The organism is Nonomuraea sp. NPDC050394, from assembly GCF_044459065.1.
Classification (GTDB): Bacteria; Actinomycetota; Actinomycetes; order Streptosporangiales; family Streptosporangiaceae; genus Nonomuraea.
In genome coordinates, this window is record NZ_JBITIO010000002.1 from 521,341 (window position 1) to 540,459 (window position 19,119).

The 19,119-nt window shown below is 74.1% G+C and carries 10 protein-coding genes; all 10 read right to left on the bottom strand.

The window, feature by feature from the left end; all coding sequences use genetic code 11:
* Positions 1-33: 33 nt before the first annotated feature.
* Positions 34-696 (bottom strand): potassium channel family protein, encoded by a 663-nt coding sequence (locus ACIBKY_RS10535; protein WP_397096177.1) that lies wholly within the window; start codon positions 694-696, stop codon positions 34-36.
* Positions 689-2,053: a TrkH family potassium uptake protein gene (locus ACIBKY_RS10540; RefSeq protein WP_397096178.1), complete on the bottom strand. Its 1,365-nt coding sequence runs from the start codon at positions 2,051-2,053 to the stop codon at positions 689-691. Before ACIBKY_RS10540 ends, ACIBKY_RS10535 begins: the two co-directional genes overlap by 8 nt.
* Before the next feature lie 97 nt (positions 2,054-2,150).
* Positions 2,151-3,383: an MFS transporter gene (locus tag ACIBKY_RS10545; protein WP_397096180.1), complete on the bottom strand. Its 1,233-nt coding sequence runs from the start codon at positions 3,381-3,383 to the stop codon at positions 2,151-2,153.
* Positions 3,384-3,426: 43 nt separating this feature from the next.
* On the bottom strand, positions 3,427-4,653 hold the full coding sequence (locus ACIBKY_RS10550; protein ID WP_397096182.1) for a hypothetical protein: 1,227 nt from the start codon (positions 4,651-4,653) through the stop codon (positions 3,427-3,429).
* A complete protein-coding gene (locus ACIBKY_RS10555; RefSeq protein ID WP_397096184.1) occupies positions 4,650-5,627 on the bottom strand; it encodes a methyltransferase in 978 nt (325 codons plus the stop codon). Before ACIBKY_RS10555 ends, ACIBKY_RS10550 begins: the two co-directional genes overlap by 4 nt.
* Positions 5,628-5,638: 11 nt before the next feature.
* Positions 5,639-6,370 (bottom strand): thioesterase II family protein, encoded by a 732-nt coding sequence (locus ACIBKY_RS10560; protein WP_397096185.1) that lies wholly within the window; start codon positions 6,368-6,370, stop codon positions 5,639-5,641.
* A complete protein-coding gene (locus ACIBKY_RS10565) occupies positions 6,367-7,401 on the bottom strand; it encodes a Gfo/Idh/MocA family oxidoreductase (protein ID WP_397096186.1) in 1,035 nt (344 codons plus the stop codon). The genes ACIBKY_RS10560 and ACIBKY_RS10565 overlap by 4 nt, the downstream gene beginning before the upstream one ends.
* Positions 7,398-8,447, bottom strand: a complete 1,050-nt coding sequence (locus tag ACIBKY_RS10570) for a saccharopine dehydrogenase NADP-binding domain-containing protein (RefSeq protein ID WP_397096188.1) — start codon at positions 8,445-8,447, stop codon at positions 7,398-7,400. Before ACIBKY_RS10570 ends, ACIBKY_RS10565 begins: the two co-directional genes overlap by 4 nt.
* Positions 8,444-13,972 carry an amino acid adenylation domain-containing protein gene (locus ACIBKY_RS10575; protein WP_397096190.1) on the bottom strand — a complete coding sequence of 1,843 codons (5,529 nt, stop codon included), beginning with the start codon at positions 13,970-13,972 and terminating at the stop codon, positions 8,444-8,446. The genes ACIBKY_RS10570 and ACIBKY_RS10575 overlap by 4 nt, the downstream gene beginning before the upstream one ends.
* Before the next feature lie 140 nt (positions 13,973-14,112).
* Positions 14,113-19,020, bottom strand: coding sequence for an amino acid adenylation domain-containing protein (locus tag ACIBKY_RS10580; RefSeq protein ID WP_397096192.1), 4,908 nt, complete (start codon positions 19,018-19,020; stop codon positions 14,113-14,115).
* Between the last annotated feature and the right edge of the window lie 99 nt (positions 19,021-19,119).

Genomic DNA, 19,119 nt, shown 5'->3' on the forward strand with positions numbered 1-19,119 from the left:
TTCCGTCGCGGCAGCGGGGAGGGATACTGGCGTTTACGGTAGTTCGGCGAACCGTTCGACGTCCTCGGTGCGGCCCGACACCAGCACCACGTCGCTGTAGACGAGTTCGGTCTCGGCGGTGGCGTAGGTGAACTCCTCGTTCTCGCTCTTGACCGCGACGACGGTCACGCCGTACTTCTTGCGCAGGCTGGAGCGGCCGAGCGGGACGCCGGTGTACTCCTTGGGCGGCCTGCTCTTGATGAGCGCGAAGTTCTCGTCGACCTGCATGTAGTCGAGCATCCTGCCGCTGACCAGGTGGGCGACGCGCTCGCCCATGTCGTGCTCGGGGAAGACCACGTGGTGGGCGCCGATGCGGCGCAGGATCTGGCCGTGCTGCTCGCTGACGGCCTTGGCCCAGATGTCGTCGATCTCCAGCTCGGCCAGCAGCGAGGTGGTGAGGATGCTGGCCTCCAGGTCGCCGCCGATGGCCACGACCGCGCGGTAGAAGTCGGGGACGCCGAGCTGGTTCAGCGTCTCCATGTCGGTGGCGTCGGCGGTGGCGATGTGCGTGATGCGCCCGGCCAGCGACTGCCCGACCTTGGGCCGGTTGTCGATGGCCAGCACCTCGGTGCCGCGCCGGGTGAGTTCCAGCGCGATGGCGGTGCCGAAGCGGCCGAGACCGATCACCACCACCGGGTCGCTGTTCTTGTCAGCCAACGAGAACCCTCTCCTCCGGGAGTTCGTAGCGTCGGGTGCGCTCCTGCATGGCCAGGGCGGTCCCCAGGGTGAGCGTGCCCGTCCTGCCCATGAACATGAGCACGGTCAGGATGATCTGTCCGGCGGGCGAGAACTGCGCGGTGATGCCGGTGGACAGGCCCGTCGTGGTGAAGGCCGAGATCACCTCGAAGAGCACCTGGTCGAGGGCGAACGGGCTGATCACCAGCAGCACGTAGGTGGCGACCACGACGACGGCGACGCTGATCAGGCTGATGGCGATGGCCTGGCGCTGCACGGAGTCGGGGACCCTGCGGTGGCCGATGTTGACCCTCGGCTCGCCGCGCAGCTCGGCCCAGATGACGAACGCGAGCACGCCGAACGTGGTGACCCTGATGCCGCCCGCGGTGCTGGCGCTGGCGCCGCCGATGAACATGAGGACGTCGCTGACCAGCAGGCTGGAGGTCTCCATCTGGCCGATGTCGACCGAGTTGAGCCCGGCCGAGCGGGTCATGGTCGAGGCGAAGAAGGCGGCCAGCAGCTTGCCGCCGTCGTCCAGCGGGCCGAACGTCCTGGGGTTGTCCCACTCGGCCACGAGCAGGAACAGCGTGCCGATCGCCAGCAGCATCAGCGAGATCCAGACGGTCAGCCTGGTCATGATGGACCACGAGCCGGGACGCCGCCAGGTGCGCATGAGCTCGAAGACCACCGGGAAGCCGAGCCCGCCGACGATGACGGCGGACGAGGCGGTCAGGCTGATCCACGGGTCGGCGACGAACCTGGTCAGGCTGTCGGGCCACAGGGCGAACCCGGCGTGGTTGAAGGCCATGATGCTGTGGAAGACGCCGTAGTAGGTGGCCTGGCCGAACGGCTCGCCGTACCCGATCATCCAGCGCCCGGCCAGGACGGCGGCGAAGACCGCCTCGCAGGTGAGGCTGAAGACGACCACGCGGCGCGCGATCGCGCGCACGTCGGCGACGCTCAGCATGCTGGTCTCGGCCTGGGCCAGCAGCCGGAAGCGCAGGCCCACGCGGCGGCCGACGAGCACGGCGAACAGGGTCGCGAACGTCATGATGCCGAGGCCGCCCACCTGCACGAGCCCGGCGATGACCACCTCGCCGAAGACCGACCAGTGCGACTGGGTGTCCACGATGGCCAGGCCGGTGACGGTGACCGCCGAGGTGGCGGTGAACAGCGCCTCGACCACGGTGGCGTCGGCGCCGACGGTGGAGATCGGCTGCATGAGCAGGAACGTCCCGGCGAGCACGAGCAGGCCGAAGGAGGTCACCACGACCTGGGCCGGGTGATGGAAGCGGGAAAGGACGGCGGCCGTCCAGCGGGCACGCCTGCTGAACGCCATCACGGCCGGCTTCTCGCCCCGTGTACGCCCGGCCGGCCTCCCGTCGCCACCATGGCGCCGATCCTAGCCACCTCCGCGGCCGCCGGGGCCGCGCCCCCTACCGCTGGGTGAGGCTGTCCCGGGACTCTTCCACGCCCGCGCCGCCGCGGCGCAGCAGCCTGATCACGTACGGCCCGGCCAGCACCGCCAGCACGATCACCCCGGCGGCCCTGGCCAGCCCGGCGTACCCGAGCCACGACACGACCGTCCCGGCGGCCAGCGCCCCGGCGGCGGCGGTCAGCTGCATGAGGAAGTCGGAGGCGCCCTGGGCCATCGGGCGGCGCGGCACCGGGATGGCCGTGGTCAGCACGATCGACCCGGCGATGAACCCGGCCGACCAGCCCGCGCCCAGCAGCACGAGCCCGGTCCCGACGACGAACGGCCCGTCGCCCGACTGCAGCACGACGGCCGCGGCCACCTGCAGCAGCAGTCCCGCCACCAGCAGCCGCCGGGGCCCGATGCGGTCGGCCAGCAGGCCGGCCAGCGGCCCCGGCAGGAACATCGCGGCCACGTGGAAGCTCACGACGACGCCGATCACCTGGAGGGTGGCGCCGTGGTGGTGCAGGTGGATGCCGGCCATGTTCATGAGCGCGATCATGACGGCGTGCACGGTCACCATGCCCACCAGGCCGTGCCGGGCGGCCGGGATGGCGAGGACGGTGCGCACCGCGGTCCGCAGGGGGACCCGTTCGGGCGCGGCGACCAGGCTGAGCGGGTCAGGGCGCAGCCCCAGCGCGACGACCAGCGCACCGGCGAAGAGCAGCACGCCGGTCACGACGAACAACCCGGTCATCGGCGGCAGTCCCGGGATGATCCGGTCGGCGAGCGGGATGAGCAGCGGCCCGGCCACTCCCCCGGCCAGCGAGGCCCACTGCAGCAGTCCGAGCGCCTGGCCCGGCCGTTCCGCCAGGTCGGTGGCGGCGAAGCGGGCCTGCAGCCCGGCCGCGATGCCGCCGCCGGCCAGCAGGCAGCCGGCCAGGACCAGGGGGAAGGCGTCAAGGTGGTGGCCGGGCACGATCAGCAGCACCCCGGCCCCGCTCAGCAGGGAGCCGGTGGCGATGCCGGCGCGGCGGCCGTGCCGTACCGCGAGGGCGGCCAGCACGATCGTGAACACCATCGCCCCGGAGGTGATGAGGGCCTGCGAGAGTCCCGCGAGCGTCTGCGATCCGGTCATCTGCTCGGCGAGCAGGGGCAGGACGGGGCTGAGGACGCCCATGACGATGGTGCCGATGACCTGGGAGAAGAGCAGGACGACGAGGGTTCGCCGCTGGACGAGCCTGATGTCGGTCATGTCGTCCATGCTGGGGTGTGGCGTGCCTTGCGGTATAGGCGCCTTATGGGGTGACGGTGGTGAGCTCCTCCGCGGGCCGGCGCAGGCGGCGGAAGGCGGGGACGAGGACGGGCAGGAGCAGCAGCCCCAGCGCCCCGGCGATCATGAAGGTGGGCCCGAAGCCGAGCGCTCCCGCGATCGCCCCCGCCAGGCCGCCGGCCGCCGCGTTGCCGAAGGCCTCGGCGCAGTAGAGCAGCGTGTAGTCGGTCCCGGCCTGGCCCTGGTTGGACAGGGCCATGAACAGGGCGTACACAGTGACCGCGGCGGACGTCACGAACAGATAGCCGAGCGCCTGGGCGACGATCGGGACCACGATGCCGTCGCCGGCCAGCAGGAGCCACGCGCCGAGCCCCAGCCACACCACCGCCGACAGCGCCAGCGCGGTGAACAGGTACCGGTGGAAGCCGAGCTTCACCGTCAGCCTGGGCGCGACCACGGCTCCGGCGATCGAGACGGCCGTGACGGCGGTCGCCGCCGTGACCGAGATCGTGGTGTACGAGGCCCCCTGATGGACCAGGAGGCTGCTGACCAGCCCGTAGCCCATCATGAGCGGCAGCTTGTAGGCCGCCGACAGGGCCAGCAGCCCCCAGGAGCCCTTGCGGCGCAGGAAGCGGCGGATGGAGGCGCGCTCGGCGGCGGGCTCCCCCGCGTCGGCGCCGAAGTGGGCGCGCGACAACCACAGCGGCGCCAGCCCGGCCAGGAGCATCAGGACCAGGCAGGCGACCGTGCCGGGCCAGCCGAGCAGCGCGTAGGCCAGCAGGGTGCCGCTGCCGCCCGCCACCAGGCCGACGGAGAACGCGCCGCCCTGCACGGCGTTGGCGCTGAGCCAGCCACGTCCGGCCAGCCGGGTGACGGCGAGGGCGTCGGTGGCGATGTCCTGGGTGGCGAACAGGATGTTCAGCACGAACAGTACGGCCAGCAGCCAGGTGAAGTCGCGCACCGGGTCGACCGCGAGCAGGACGGCGGCGGCGGGGACGGCGGCCAGCTGGCAGGTCAGCACCCAGCCCGCCCGGCGGCCCGCGCCCAGCCGCACCGGCGGCGTCCGGTTGTCGATCTGTGGCGCCCACAGGAACTTCAGCGCCCACGGCATGATGAGTACGCCCAGCATGCCTAACTGGCCGAGCCCGACGCCGGCGCCGTACAGGATCGCGGGCAGGGCGACGAGGGAGAAGCCCACGGGCACGCCCTGGGCGAAGTAGAGGCCGGCCAGGACGGGCAGCAGTCGGTTCACGTGGTCTCCATGACGGCGTTCAGCAGGCTCATGCCCAGGGGCAGCTCGGTGACGTACTCGATGGTCAGCCCGGCCTGGCCGAGCAGGGCGCGGTATTCGGGCAGGGTGCGTTCGCGGCCGTCGGTCATGACCATCATGTGGAGGTCGAAGGCGGCGGGCAGCAGGGCGTCGGCGCCGGCCACGCGCTCGATGACGAGCAGCCGGGCGCCGGGGGGCATGGCCTTGGCACAATTCGCGAGGATGGCGGCGCACTGCTCGTCGTCCCAGTCGTGCAGAACGCGGGAGAGCATGTAGACGTCGCCGCCGTCGGGCACGGCGGCGAACAGGTCGCCGGCCACCAGTTCGCAGCGCTCCAGCAGGCCCTCCAGGTGCGGCCCGGCCGTGGCGATCACCTCGGGCACGTCGAACAGCACGCCGCGGGCCTGCGGTACGGCGCGCAGGACCTCGGCCAGCAGGGCGCCGGTGCCTCCCGCCAGGTCGACCACGGTGCGGGCGCCGGTGAAGTCGTGCTTCTCCGGGACGCGGCGGAAGTACAGGGTCCCGGCCGCCATGCCGGCGTTGAACTCGGCCGCCTTGTCCGGCTCGTCGGCCAGGTAGTCGAAGACGGGCCGGCCGTACACGTGGTGGAAGCCCTGCTCGCCGGTGACGACGTTGCTCTCCAGCGCGGCCCAGGACGCGGTGAAGTGGTCCGAGGCGTACAGGGCGGCCAGCGGGCCCAGCTGGTCACGGCGCAGCAGGGCGCCCATCTCGGTCAGCGCGAAGCGCTCGCCGCGCCCCTCCAGGATCCCTGCCGCCGCCAGCAGGCGCAGCAGCCGGGTGAGGGCACCTGGGTGCACCTCCAGGTCCTCGGCCAGGTCCGCGGCGGTGCGCGGGCCACCGGCCAGCGCGTCGGGGATGCCGAGCCTGGCCGCGACGTTGGTCGCCTGCGCCACCCACCCGCCGGTGAGAATGCGCATGAGCTCGTTCTCGATCATGGTGGTGCTCCTCAAGGAGTGGACGGCGGCGCGGCGGCGAGCACGGCCCGCATGACGTCCTCCCGCCGGTCCTGCAGGTAGAAGTGGTCGCCGGGCAGGGTGCGCAGGGTGAAGCCGCCGCTGGTCAGCTCGGCCCAGCGCGCGGCCTGCCCGGCGCTCACCTCGGGATCGTCCGCCCCGACGAGGGCGAGGACGGGGCAGTCGAGCGGGGTGTCGTGGCGGTGCCGGTAGGTCTCCTCCAGCCGGTAGTCGTTCCGTACGGCCGGCAACACCAGCTCCCTGATCACCGGATCCTCCAGCAGTTCCGGGTCGGAGCCGCCGAGCCTGCCCAGCTCGGCGGCCAGCTCGTCGTCGGAGCCCAGGTGGGCGCTGACGGCCACCCGTTCGTGGGCGGCGTGCCGTCCGGAGACGACGAGGGCGGCGACGCCGCGGCCGCGGGCGCGCAGCTCGTGGGCGCTCTCATAGGCGATGAGCGCGCCGAGGCTGTGCCCGAAGAGCACGGCGGGCCGGTCGAGCAGCGGTGTCATCGCCTCGGCGACCTGCTTGGCCAGCAGGGCGACGCTCTCGGCGAACGGCTCGCCGGACCGGTCGGCCCGGCCCGGGTACTGCACCGCGCGCACCTCGCTTCCGGGCGCGCCGCGATGCCAGAGGCGGAAGAAGGCGGCGCTGCCTCCGGCGTGCGGGAAGCAGAACACGCGCAGCGCGGCGCCGGGCCGGACCTCGTAGCAGTGGAAGGGGCTCATGCGATCTCCTCGGCGGCCAGCGGCCTGGGCGGTTCCTGCGTGAGCAGGTCGGGGCGGCCGATGGTCCTGGTCAGGTCGAGCCAGGCTCGGCCCAGCGCCAGGTGGTACTGGCCCTGGCTCAGGGGGTCGCCGTCGCCGGTGACGGCGTCGTGCAGGCCGGCCAGCGCCCGCCGTACGCCCTCGGGCCACAGGCGGGTGACGATCTCGCGGAAGGCGGGCGCCTCGGCCGGCCCGAGCACGGTGGCGCTGGGCAGCTCCAGGCCGGGGCCGCCGGTGGCGAAGCGGCCGTCGTCCTCGCGGCCGACGTACATGCGGGGGCTCCACACCAGCGGGCCGTGGGTGTTGACCAGCGTGAGGCTGCCGCCCTCGGCGCCGAGCGTGATGCGGTGCAGCAGGTGCAGGTGGGCGTCGGGGTCGTTGGGGGCGATCTGGTTCTGCACGCGCAGCGTGAGCGGCACGCCGCCGAAGCTGCCGCTCACGCTGGTGAACGGCGCGCCGGCCGCGGCCGCGGCGAACGACCAGGGGCGCGGCGAGCCGAGCGCCTGCCCGAGGATGTCGAGCAGGGCGTAGGCGACGTGGACGCTGCAGGCCGCGTCCACGTACAGCGGCCGCTGGAGGGCGCGCAGCCGGCGGGCGGCCTCGACGAAGCGGCGGACCGGCTCCAGGTGCGGGTAGAGGGTGTTGAGGTGGTGCACGACCCCGGCCGACCTGGCGGTGCGCAGCACGCGGGCCAGTTCGTCGGGGTGCACGGGATGCTCCTGGAGCACGTGCACGCCGTGCTCCAGCAGCGCCGCGGTCAGTTCCGTGCCGTCGCCGCCGACGACGCCCGAGCGCACGACGACGCAGGCGGCGTCGGCCACCTCGGGAACCTGGTCGGGGCGGGTCAGCAGCGGGACGCCGTGCTCGCGGGCGCGGGCGGCCGACCTGGCGCTGCCCTTGGCCAGGATGCCGGTCAGCTCGAACGGCCCCTCGCGCAGCGCGTCCAGGTAGACCTGGCCGAACGTGGTGCCGCAGACCACGATCCGCTTCACAGCTCGCCCTCCTCGATCGGCGGAGCGTGCGGGTCCAGGGGCGCGACCGTCGTGCTCAGCTCGGCCTGGGCCACGGGCGCGATCGCGCTGAGCACGGCCGCGGGATCGAGCACGTCTGCCGCGTAGTGCGTGCCCGGTCCCGGCCCGCTGGCCAGGACCGTGCGCGCCGCGTGTGCCGCGACGGCCGCGGTGAGCGCGGAGGTGTCCGTGGTGCGCAGGGCGAGAGTACGGATGCCCCCCTGAGCATCACTCCCTTGAAAAAGCATGACATAGTACGGCGTACGTCCCGCAAGTTCGAGAGCCGCGGCCCGCTCCAGGTCGGCGGCCGATCCCTGCGCGAGGGCCAGCACCCGCTCCCGCGAGGTCACGGTGTACCAGCGCGACTCCCCCACCCCGAGCCGGCGCGCCACCCGCTCCGCCTCGGTGGTCAGGTAGGGGTGCAGGTTCACCCGCTCGGGAAAGTACGGCAGCTCCACCTGCTCGGCCGGGCTCAGCGCCCGCGAGACCCGCACGCCGCCGCGCCAGGCGGCCAGCGCCTCCCCGTACCCGCCGGACAGCAGGACGTCCTCGGCCGCGGCCGGGGTGAGGCGGTCGCGGCCGCCGGTGAAGACGTCCAGGCGGGCGGCCGTGCCCGGCTCGGCCACCAGGCGCGGGAGCAGGCCGGACAGGCCGGGCAGCATCCCGGCGGAGACGATCGCGGTGCGGCCGGCCGTACCGGATCGGGTGAGCAGGTCGTGCAGCGGGTCGTCGCCGGCGGCGTCGACGTAGTCCGCGCCCGCGGCGAAGGCGGCCCGCGCGACGCGGTCGCCCAGCCGGTGCGAGGGGCCCGCGCAGTTGACCACGACGCGGCAGCCCGCGCAGAAGGCGGCCAGCGCGTCAGGGTCGTAGGCGTCGGTGCCGCCCGACCTGCTGCCCCGGCGCACCTCGTGCTCCTCCAGCGGCGCGGCGACCGTGTGCTCCTCCGGCAGGGCGGCGACCGTGTGCTCCTCCAGCAGGGCGGCGACCGTGCGGCCGACGGCGCCCGAGGCGCCCAGGACGCCGATCACCGGGTGATCCTGCGGGCGACGGCGGCGGCGTGGGCGGGGTCGAGGCAGGTGAAGTGGTCGCCGTCGACGTCCTCGACGGTCAGGCGGCCCAGGCACAGCTCGCGCCAGAAGGCGGTCATGTCGTCCTGCAGCGTCGGCACCAGGTTCGTGACGCCGCGCTGGCGCAGGAAGGTCAGGTCGCCCGCGTACGGCTCGGGGTCGTAGCGGGTGACCGCGGCGAAGCTCTGGCGGAAGACGCGCAGCGCGCCGTCCACGTCCGTGCCCGCCTCGCGGGACAGGGCGGCCACGCGCTCCTCGCGGGGCGTGGTGGCCAGGGCGGCGAAGGCGCGGCCGGTCTGTCCGTCCAGTCCGGCCAGCGCGCCCTGCCCGACCAGGCCGGGCGAGCCGGCCAGCACCTCGCGCAGGGCTCCGGCCAGGTCGAGTGGCGGATAGCCCAGGCGGGCCGGGTCGATGCCGCTGGCCTGCGCGAAGCCGTACTCGATCATGAGATCGTCCTCGACGCGGTAGGGGAAGCGGGAGCTGCTGATCACGGTGAGCCGCTCGACGCGCGCGCCGCTCTCGGTGAGGTGGCGGGCCAGCTCGGTGGCGATCAGGCCGCCCATGCAGTAGCCGATCACCTCGAAGCGGGTGGCGCCCTCCTTGAGCAGGTGGCGGGCGTAGGTGGCGGCGAGCGTCCCGACCGCGGTGGCCGGGTCCAGTTCCAGGTATCCGGCCAGGTCGGCGACGGCGAGACCGACGAGGGGCGCGCCGTCGCCGAGTTCGCGGATCAGCGCGCGGTAGGGGGCCAGCGTGCCGGAGCCGTCGTGGACCAGCACGCGGGTCGCGCCGCTCCCCTCGGCCAGCCTGACCAGCGGCGAGGCCGCCGTCGTGCCGCGCTCCCGATCCTCCTGCTCCTCCCTCAGGTGTACGGCGAGCGCCGCCACGGTCGGCTGGTTGATGAGCCGCCTGACCAGGCTGTCCCAGTAGAGGCCGGGCGCCAGCGTCTCCCTGATTCGCCCGGCCAGCTTGGTGACCAGCAGCGAGTCGCCGCCGAGCAGGAAGAAGTCCTGGTCGCGGCCGACCTCGGGCAGGCCGAGCACCTCCGCCCACAGGGTGGCGAGGCCGCGCTCCAGCTCGTCGCGCGGCGCCTCGCCCGCGGTGGCCGACGGCCCGGCGCGGCCGGGCACGAGAGCGGCCAGCGCGGCCCGGTCGAGCTTGCCGTTGCCGGTCAGCGGCAGCGTGTCCACGATCTGGACGCCGGCCGGGATCATGTACTCGGGCAGCCGCTCGGCGAGGAAGGCCCGCAGCTCCGCCAGGTCGACCACGGCGCGGTCGGCCGGGAAGCGGGCGGCGAACACGCACTGCCCGAGCGCCGCCAGCGGCTCGTCCGGGCCGGGCAGGCAGGCGTAGGTGGTGGCACCCGCCTCCCGGAGCAGTGCCAGCCACTCCTCGCGGGTGGTGAACGTCCTGGGCCGCTCGTGCGGGTCCATGAGGAACTCCATCGAGGCCATGATCTGCGCGTGGTCGCGCGTGGTCTCGATGAACACCAGCCAGCCGCCCGGCGTGAGCAGTTCGCGGAAGCGGGCCAGGACCGCCGCCCGGTCGTGCGCGTTGTGCAGGACGTTCGCCGCCACCACGACCTCGAACGCGTTCGGCGCCAGCCCCTGCGCGCGGTGGTCGGCGTTCAGGTCGAAGAGCCCGTAACGGACCCACGGGTGCCCGGCGAAGCGCTCGGCCGCCTCGTCCAGGAAGAAGCGGGACAGGTCGGTGAACAGGTAGTCCACCTCGTGTCCTGCCAGCTCCGGGATGAGCTCGGCGCTGGTGCCGCCCACGCCCGCGCCCACCTCGAGCACGCGCAGCGCTCCCCTCCCGCGCTGCGCGTGCTCGCCGGCGAGGTGGCCGAGGACATGCCTGGCCACGCCGTTGACGTAGCGGCTCAGGACGTTGTCGCGGTAGGCGCCCTCGGCGGTGCGGGTGGCGGCCTCGGGGAAGAGCAGGTCCCTGGCCTCCAGCTCGCCCCTCATCAGCTCGGGCAGGCGGGCGGTGCCCTGCCGGAGGAAGGCGATCAGCTCGTCGCCGTAGTCGAGGTCCTTGGTGAGCTCCTCGACCCGCCGCCAGGCCGCGTCCAGGGAGGGCCCTTCGCGCAGGCGGTGGTAGCGGCCGGTCACCGGGTCCAGGTCCAGGCGGCCGCGCTCGTGCAGCGCGGCCAGCCAGCGCCGGATCAGCCCGTAGTGGCGGGGCACGACCCCGGCCCGCTCCAGCACCTCCTGCACGTCGTGCCCCGCGCCCTGCCCGCCGGCGTCACGGCCCGAGCCCTGCACGCCCGTGTCATGGCCCGAGCCCTGCACGCCCGTGTCATGGCCCGAGCCCTGATCGCCCGTGTCGTGGCCTGGGCCCTGGTCGCCGAACAGGCCGGCCGCGCGCAGCGCGGTGGCCATCGCGGTCATGGCGATCTCCTCCAGCGTGGCGGCCACCTCGACCACCGCGCCGGTGTCCACGCGCTCGGCGGCGGGTGGGGCGGGCAGCGGCGCCTGCTCGTCGTCCTGCTTGCCCACGGCCTGCGCGAACCCCAGCAGGCGGCGCTCCATCGGCCCGTCGCCGTCGGCGATGACGGCCGCGGCGGCCAGCGACGGGTGCGCCAGCAGCGCCGCCTCCACCTCGGCCAGCTCGATGCGGTGGCCACGCACCTTGACCTGGAGGTCCTCGCGGCCCAGGAACTCGATGTTCCCGTCGGGCCGGTAGCGGCCCAGGTCGCCGGTCCGGTAGAGGCGCTCGCCGCCGTGATAGATGAACCGCTCGGCCGTTCTCGCCTCGTCGCCCCGGTAGCCGAGCGCGAGTCCGGCGCCGCCGATGTACAGCTCGCCCGGCACCCAGTCGGGGCACGGGCGCATCGCCGGGTCGAGCACGTGGAAGCTCTGGTTGGCCAGCGGCCTGCCGTACGGGACGCTGGGCCAGCCCGGCGGTTCGCCGTCGATCGGGTGGAAGATCGACCAGACGGCCGCCTCGGTGGCGCCGCCCAGGCTGACGAGGCGGAATCCGGGCAGCCTGCCGCGTACGAGGCCGGGCAGGGTGAGCGGGATCCAGTCGCCGGACAGCAGCCCGAGCCTCAGGGACGGCAGGTCGAGCGCGGGCTCGGCGTCCAGGTAGTGCTGGAGCATCTGGAGCTGGGCGGGCACCGAGTTCCACACGGTGACGCCGTGCTCGGCGACGCAGGCGGCCCAGTGCGCGGGGTCTCCCCTGCGGGCCGGGTCGGGCAGTACGAGGGCGGCGCCGGTGGCCAGCGTGCCGAAGACGTCGTAGACGGACAGGTCGAAGCCGAGGGCGGCCAGGCCCAGGACGCGGTCGTCCTCGTGGACGCCGAAGCGGGCGGTGATGTCGTCGAGGGTGTTGCGGGCGGCCCGGTGGCTGACCACGACGCCCTTGGGCGTGCCGGTGGAGCCGGAGGTGTAGATCACGTAGGCGGCGTCGTCGGGATCTCCCGGGATGTTCGCGACGGCGCCGGTGTCCGCGACAGCGCCGCTGTCCGCCGCGGCGCCGGTATCCGCGGTGACGCCGGTACTCGCAGTGACGCCCGTGTCCACAGTGACGCCGCTGTCCGCAGTGACGCCGCTGTCCGCGGTGGCGCCGGTGTTCGCGGGCGGGGCGGTGTTCGCGGGCGGGGCGGTGGGGAGCAGGACGAGGCGGGCTCCGGCGTCGGCGAGGATCCGGTCGCGGCGGGCCTGGGGCTGGGTGGTGTCGAGGGGCAGGTAGACGCCGCCCGCCAGGAGTGTGCCGATGACGGCGGCCACCTGCTCGACGCCCTTGTCCATGGCCACCGCGACGGTCTCGCCCGGTGTCAGGCCGCGTTCCCTCAGCGCCCCGGCCACCTCGGCGGCCCTGCGCAGCAGTTCACCATAGGTCACCCGCTCCGCCGGAGTGATCACGGCGATTCTGCCGGGCTCCCGGGCGGCCTGGCGGAGGAACGGCTCGTGGAGCAGGCCCTCGGGCAGCGGGGCGGCGGTGGCGTTCGCCTCGTCCCGCCGTCGGCGCTGGGCCGGGGGCAGGTCCACGGGCGAGTACGCCGCCCAGGTCTCCGGCTCGGCCAGCCGCGGCAGCAGGCCGGTGAACGCGGCGAACATGTCGTCCACCACCCCGTCCGGCAGGATCCCCTCACGGACGTCCCAGTTGACCAGCAGTTCGCCCCGGTGCTCCTTGACCTGGCAGTCGATCCACACCTGAGGCGTCTGGCTGATGCCGTAGCCGGGCCGCCCGCGCTCCGCCTCGTCCTGGCCGAGCCCGATGGCGCTGGTGAACACGACCGGCATGAGGCTGGCGGCCCGTCCCCGCCGCCTGGCCAGCTCCCTGATCACATCGATGCCGGTGTGCCGCCGGTGCTCCAGGTCGTCGAAGAGCTGCCGGCCGACGGCCCTGGCGCGCTCGCCGAACGCGGCGCCGGGCGTGGTGTCGACGGCCAGGAGGTTGAGCGAGGTGAAGTCGCCGACCACCCCGCCGATGCCGGGGTGCAGCTCGGGCCGGTCGAGCAGGGTGAGGTTGAGCGTGAAGCGCGGACGGCGGCTCCACCGGCCGACGACCTCGGCGTAGGCGGCCAGGACGGCCTGCGACGCCGTGACCCCCTGCCCGGAGGCCCGCTCCCGCACCGCCGCCCAGTCCTCGGCCCCGACCACGCTCTCCCACCGCCGGAACCGCCCGGGCGCACCGTTCAGCGCGGGCAGTTCGGGCGCGGCGGGCAGGTCGTCCAGCCGGGCCTGCCAGTAGGCGCGATCACGCTCGTAGCGGGTGCTCTCCCGCCGCGCCCGCAACGCCAGCACACAGTCACGGAAACTCACCGGTACGGCGGGCAGCGCCGCCTCCGGATCATCATGCAACCCCTGAAACTCCCTCAAGAGCACCTGAATGCTGACATAGTCCGAAATAAGAAGATCAATAGAGGCGTGCAGGACCGCGCCCTCATCCGTCAGCGTGATCCGCAGCTCGAACAGCGGCCACGCCCCCGCCGGGTAGACGGTGTGCCCCATCTCCTCGCGGATCGCCGCGATCGCCGCCCCGGGATCAACCCCGCGCAGATCCGTCACCCGGATCTCGTAGCCGGGCACCTCCGGCAGCACCTGCTGGTAGCCGTCGGCGTGCACCACGGCCCGCAGCATGTCGTGCCGCTCGATCAGTGCCCGCCACGCCGCCTGCGCCCGCACCGGGTCCAGCTCGGCGAAGGTGACCTCCACGTACCCGTGACAGGCGACCCCGCCGAACCCGAACGCGTCGTTGCGCCCCAGCAGGTAAGCCTGCTGCACGTCCGTCAGCGGGAACGGCTCGAAGCGTCCCGCCGGATCGGCCGTCAGCACCTCCGCCGCGGCCTCGCGCCGCAGGACCTCCAGGATCTCCCCCTTGACGGCCTGCACCGCCGCGCGCCGCTCGGGCGTCAGCGCGCCCTTCGGCGCGCGGAACCGCAGCCGCCCGTCGTCCTCCCACAGCCTGATCCCCGCCGTCTCCAGCTCCGTGATCAGCTCCTGTACGGCAGGCGCCCCGTTCCCGGCGTCCCCACCTCGCAATGCGTCTCCCCCGTTCCCGGCGTCCCCACCTCGCAAAGCGTCTCCCCCGTTCACGGCGTCCTCTCCTCTCACGGCGCCCCCACCTTTCACAGCGTCTCCCCCTCTCACGACGTCCCCTCCTCTCACGGCGTCCGCTCCTCTCACAGCGTCCCCTCCTCGATGTCGTCCATGGCCCGCGCGCACCCGGCGAGCGTCGGGTCGGCGAAGAAGCGCCGCAGCGGCACCTCCACGCCCAGCCGCTCGGCGGCGATCGCCGCCATCCGCGTGGCCAGCAGCGAGTCGCCGCCCAGCACGAAGAAGTTGTCCACGCGGTCCATGACGGGCGTGCCCAGCAGTTCCGCCCAGACGGCCGCCAGCTCCGCCTCCAGCCCGCCCCGCGGCACCCCCGCCTCGTGCCCGGCCGCCTCGTGCCCGGCCGCCTCGTGCCCGGCCGCCTCGTGCCCGGCCGGCGACGCCTCCGGCGGGGCGTCGCCGGCCGGACGGACATCCGCCGTGCCGGTGGCGTAGTGGGAGAGAGGGGCCGGTGCAGCGGCCCAGTCGGCGGTGGCCAGCCACTCCAGGACCCGCAGGTACGTGGTGAAGGCGGTGTCCAGGGCGCCGGGCGGGAAGAGGGACTCGACGGCGTCCCAGCGGACCAGGAGCTCGCCGTCCACCTCGCCCACCTGGCAGTCGAGCCACACCTGCGGCGTCTGCGAGACGCCCCACACCGGGCGGGCGAAGGACGGCCCGGAGGTCAGCGACGGGTCGGCGACGCCGAGCGTGCTGGTGAACACCACGGGCATGGTCATGGCCGCGGCGGCCGCCCGGCGGGCCAGTTCGCGCATGACCCACACGGCCGACACCTCGCCGTGCTCAAGCCCGCGCCACACCTCCTCCTGCAGCCCGCGCGCCCCCTCCAGCCAGCCGCCGCCCGCGCGGTGGGCGACCAGCATGAGCGAGGTGAAGTCGCCGAGGACCCGGTGGATGTGCGGGTGCGCCTCGCGCCGGTCGAACAGGGTCAGGTTCAGCGTCAGCTCGCGCTGCCCGCTCCACGCCCCCAGCACCTCGCCGAACGCCGCCGCCAGCACCGTGGACGGCGTCAGGTCGTGTCCCCGCGCCAGCCCGCCGACCAGCCGCCACAGCCGGGCGGGCAGCCGGGCCTCGCGGCGCGCGAACCTCGGCCGTTCCACTTCCTCCGGCCTACTCGCCAGCGGCAGGCGCGGCGCGGGCGGCAGGCCGGGCAGGCGGGCCGACCAGTAGTCCTTGGCCCGCTCGAAGACCTCGGGGTCGGGGTGCTGGGCGAGGAGGTAGTCGCGGAAGGTCACCTCGACCGGGGGCAGCTGGGCGCCGGGGTCGTGGTAGAGGCGGTCGAGCTCGCTGAGGAAGACCATGGTGCTGAGGGCGTCCATGGCGATGTTGTCGAAGCTGACGCCGAGCCGTACACCCTGCTCGTGGGTGACGGCGCGGGCGTCGAACAGCGGCCAGACGGCGGGGTCAAGGACCTGGTGGGACATGTGCTCGCGCAGCTCGTCCACGGAGTCCTCGCGCCTGATCGTGAAGCGCGGCACCTCGGGCAGGACACGCTGCAGGCCGTCGGCGTCGAAGACGACGCGCAGCATCGGGTGGCGGGCGATCAGGCGGTTCCAGGCCTCTTCCAGGCGGTCGAGGTCGATGTCGCCGTCGTACTCGGTGTAGAAGTGGCAGCCGACGCCGCCCAGGGTGAAGTGCCGCGCCCGGCCCAGCCAGTAGGCGCGCTGGACCTCGGTGGGCGGGAACGGGGTGTGGCGGTGCTCCTCGTCCGCGCGGATCTCGGGGGCGAGTGCCGCCGCGTCGCCGAGGGTGAGGGTGGCCGCGAAGGCGCTCAGGGTGGGGCGCTGGAACAGGACGCTGAGCTTGGCGTCGGCGATCCCGGCCGCGCGCAGGCGGGCGATCAGGCGGGTGGCCAGCAGGGAGTCGCCGCCCAGGGCGAAGAACCCGGAGTCCCTGTTCACCTCGGGCACCTCCAGGAGGTCGGCCCAGATCGCGGCGACCGTCTCCTCCACCTGACCTTCCGGAGCCCGCCCGCCGGCCTTCCCCTCCGGTGCCGGCCGGACCGCGAGGGCCGCCAGGGCTCCTCTGTCGACCTTGCCGTTGGCGGTCAGCGGGAGGCTCTCCACCACGGTGACGGCCGACGGGACGGAGTGGCCGGGCAGCAGTTGCGCCGCGTGGGCGCGCAGGTCCTCATCCGCCGGCGGGCTCCCGGCCGCCAGGGCGAAGGCGTGGAGGTGGCGGTGGGTGCGGGGGCCGGTGGCGACCGCGACGGCGCGGGCGACCCCCGGGTGCGACTCCAGGGCCGCCTCGACCTCGCCCAGCTCGATGCGGTGGCCGCGGATCTTGACCTGCTGGTCGGTCCGGCCCAGGAACTCCAGGGTGCCGTCGGGCCAGTAGCGGCCGAGGTCGCCGGTGCGGTACCAGCGTTCGCCGTCGTGTTCGACGAAGCGGGCGGCCGTGGTCTCGGGGTCGCCCCGGTAGGCGGTGGCCAGGCCCGCGCCGCCGATCCACAGCTCGCCTGGCACCCAGTCGGGGCGGTCGGCGCCGGTGGGGCCGGCGACGCGGTAGCGCTGGTTGCGCAGCGGCCGGCCGTACGGGATGGAGGTCCAGTGCGGCGGCACGTCGGTGACGTCGTGCGCGTTCGACCAGATGGCGGCCTCGGTGGCGCCGCCGAGGGCGACCAGGCGGCAGCGTCCGCCGCTCTGGGCGGCGAGGCGGCCGGGCAGGTCGAGGCCGACCCAGTCGCCGGAGACCAGCGCCAGGCGCAGCGACGGTGGGAGCTCGGGGGCGGTGACGAGCAGCATGTCCAGGAGGGTCGGCACGGTGTTCCAGAGGGTGACGCCGTGCTCGTCGCACAGGCGGGCCCAGGCCTGGGCGTCGCGGCGCTGGTCCTCCTCGACGAGCACGAGTGTGCCGCCCGCGCCGAGGACGCCGAACAGGTCGTAGACCGACAGGTCGAAGTCGAGGGCGGACAGGGCGAGCACCCGGTCGCCGGGGCCGACGCCGTAGCGCTCGCCGATGTCGGCGACGGTGTTCAGGGCCGCCCGGTGGGCGACCTCCACGCCCTTGGGCTCGCCGGTGGATCCGGAGGTGAAGATGACGTACGCGGACGACCCCGGATCCACCCGTACGGGCGCGGGCAGCGGGTCGGCGGGCGTGTGCGGCCAGGCGGCGTCGATGACGTGCGCGGCGGCCGACCGGGTGAGGATGCGCTCGCGGCGGGCGGGCGGCTGCTCGACGCCGACCGGCACGTACACGCCGCCCGCGGCCAGCACGCCGAGCACCGCCGCCACCTGCCCCGGCCCCTTGGGCAGGGTCACCGCCACCGCGTCGCCCGGCCGTACCCCCTGCGCGCGCAGCCGCCCGGCCACCAGCAGGGCGTCGGCGGCCAGCTCGCCGTAGGTGGCCGTGCCGAAGTCGCCGGCGAGGGCCGTGCGGGCGGGCTCGCGGGCGGCCCGCTCGAAGAACGCGTCGTGAAGCAGCCCCTCCGGTACGGCTCCCGCCGTGTCGTTGACCGCCCGCCGCACCCTCCGCTGGTCCTCCGGCAGCGGCAGGGGCGAAGGGACCGACCAGTCGGCCCGCGCCAGATGATCGAGCAACGCCCCATGGGCGCCGGACATGGCGTCGAGCACGCCGGGTGCGAACAGCTCCTCGACGGCGTCCCAGGCCAGGTGGAGCCCGTGGTCGTACTCGTTGATCTGGTGGTCCAGCCATACCTGCGGGGTCTGGGTGATCATCCAGCCGGGCTCGCCGAACGCCTCGCGCACCTCGGGCGCGATCAGCTCGGTGCCCAGGTTGCAGGCGAAGACGACGGGCGCCGCCGCCGGGCTGCCCCGCTTGGCCAGCTCGCGCAGCACGTCCACGCCGGAGTGCCCGGTGTGGCGGGCGTCGGCACGGAAGCGCCGCTGCAGGGCCCGCGCGCGGGCGGCGAACGACTCCCCTTCGGTGAGGTCGGCCTCCAGCAGGATGAGGTTGGTGAAGTCGGCCACCATGTGCGGCACGGACGGGTGCACGGTCTCGTCGCGGTCGAACAGCGGCACGTTCAGCAGGAAGCGCGGCTCGGCGCTCCATGCGGCCAGCACCTCGCTGTAGGCGGTGGCCAGGACCATGGCCGGGGTCAGGCCGTGCTCGCGTGCCTGCTCCTTGAGGAGTTTCCAGGTGTCGATGTCGAGCCAGCGTTCGCGGCGTACGAAGCGCGGCGCGGTGATCGCGGCCGGGTCGGTGGCGAGCGGGAGCTGGGGCGGGCCGGGCAGCTCGGCCAGGCGGGCTTGCCAGTAGAGGCGGTCGGGCTCCGGCGGCGCGGGCCTGGCGGCCAGGTAGCGGGGGAAGGAGCAGTCCAGGCCGGGCAGGTCGCGGCCGAGGTAGAGCCTGGCCAGGTCGCGCAGGAAGATCTGCAGGCCGAGCACGTCGGCGGCCAGGAAGTCGACCTCCACGTGGACCCGCGTGGCTCCGCCGGGCAGCAGCGACAGCCGTACGTCGAACAGCTCGCCGCGCGCGGCGTCGAAGCGGCGGTGCGACAGCTCCGCGCGCACGCTCGCGGCCCCGGAGGAGTAGACGGTCAGTCCCGGCCAGGCGCCGGTCTCGGTGATCTGCTGGGTGCCGTCGTCGTGGAAGACCGCGCGCAGCATCCCGTGGCGGCGCACGAGCGCGCGCACGGCCGCCTCCAGCCGCTCCGGCTCGACGTCACGGCCGTCGAACTCGAGGTAGGCGTGGCAGCCCACGCCGCCGAGCACCTGCCCGTCGGCCCGCCCGATCGCGTACGCGAGCTGGACGGGCGTCAGCGGGAACGGCGCGCCCTCGTCCACGGGCGGGGCGGCGGCGGCCGGCGGCGCGCTCAGGCGGGTGGAGACCAGGGCCCACCAGGCGGCCAGCGTGGTCTCCCCGGCCAGGTCGGCGAAGGCGATGCGGGCGCCGGCCCGCCGCCACCGGCCGGCCAGCCGCATGGCGCGCAACGAGTCCAGGCCGAGGCCGATCAGGTCGGCGTCGTCGGAGATGACGGAGGGGGAGATGTCGAGCTGCGCCGCGATGTCGGCACGCATGGACTCCAAAGACAGCACAGATTTCCCTTATCGGTCAGCTTGCCGGGCCACCGCGACAATAGTTAGGTAACCCTTGCCTAATCAAGACTCCCTGTAACA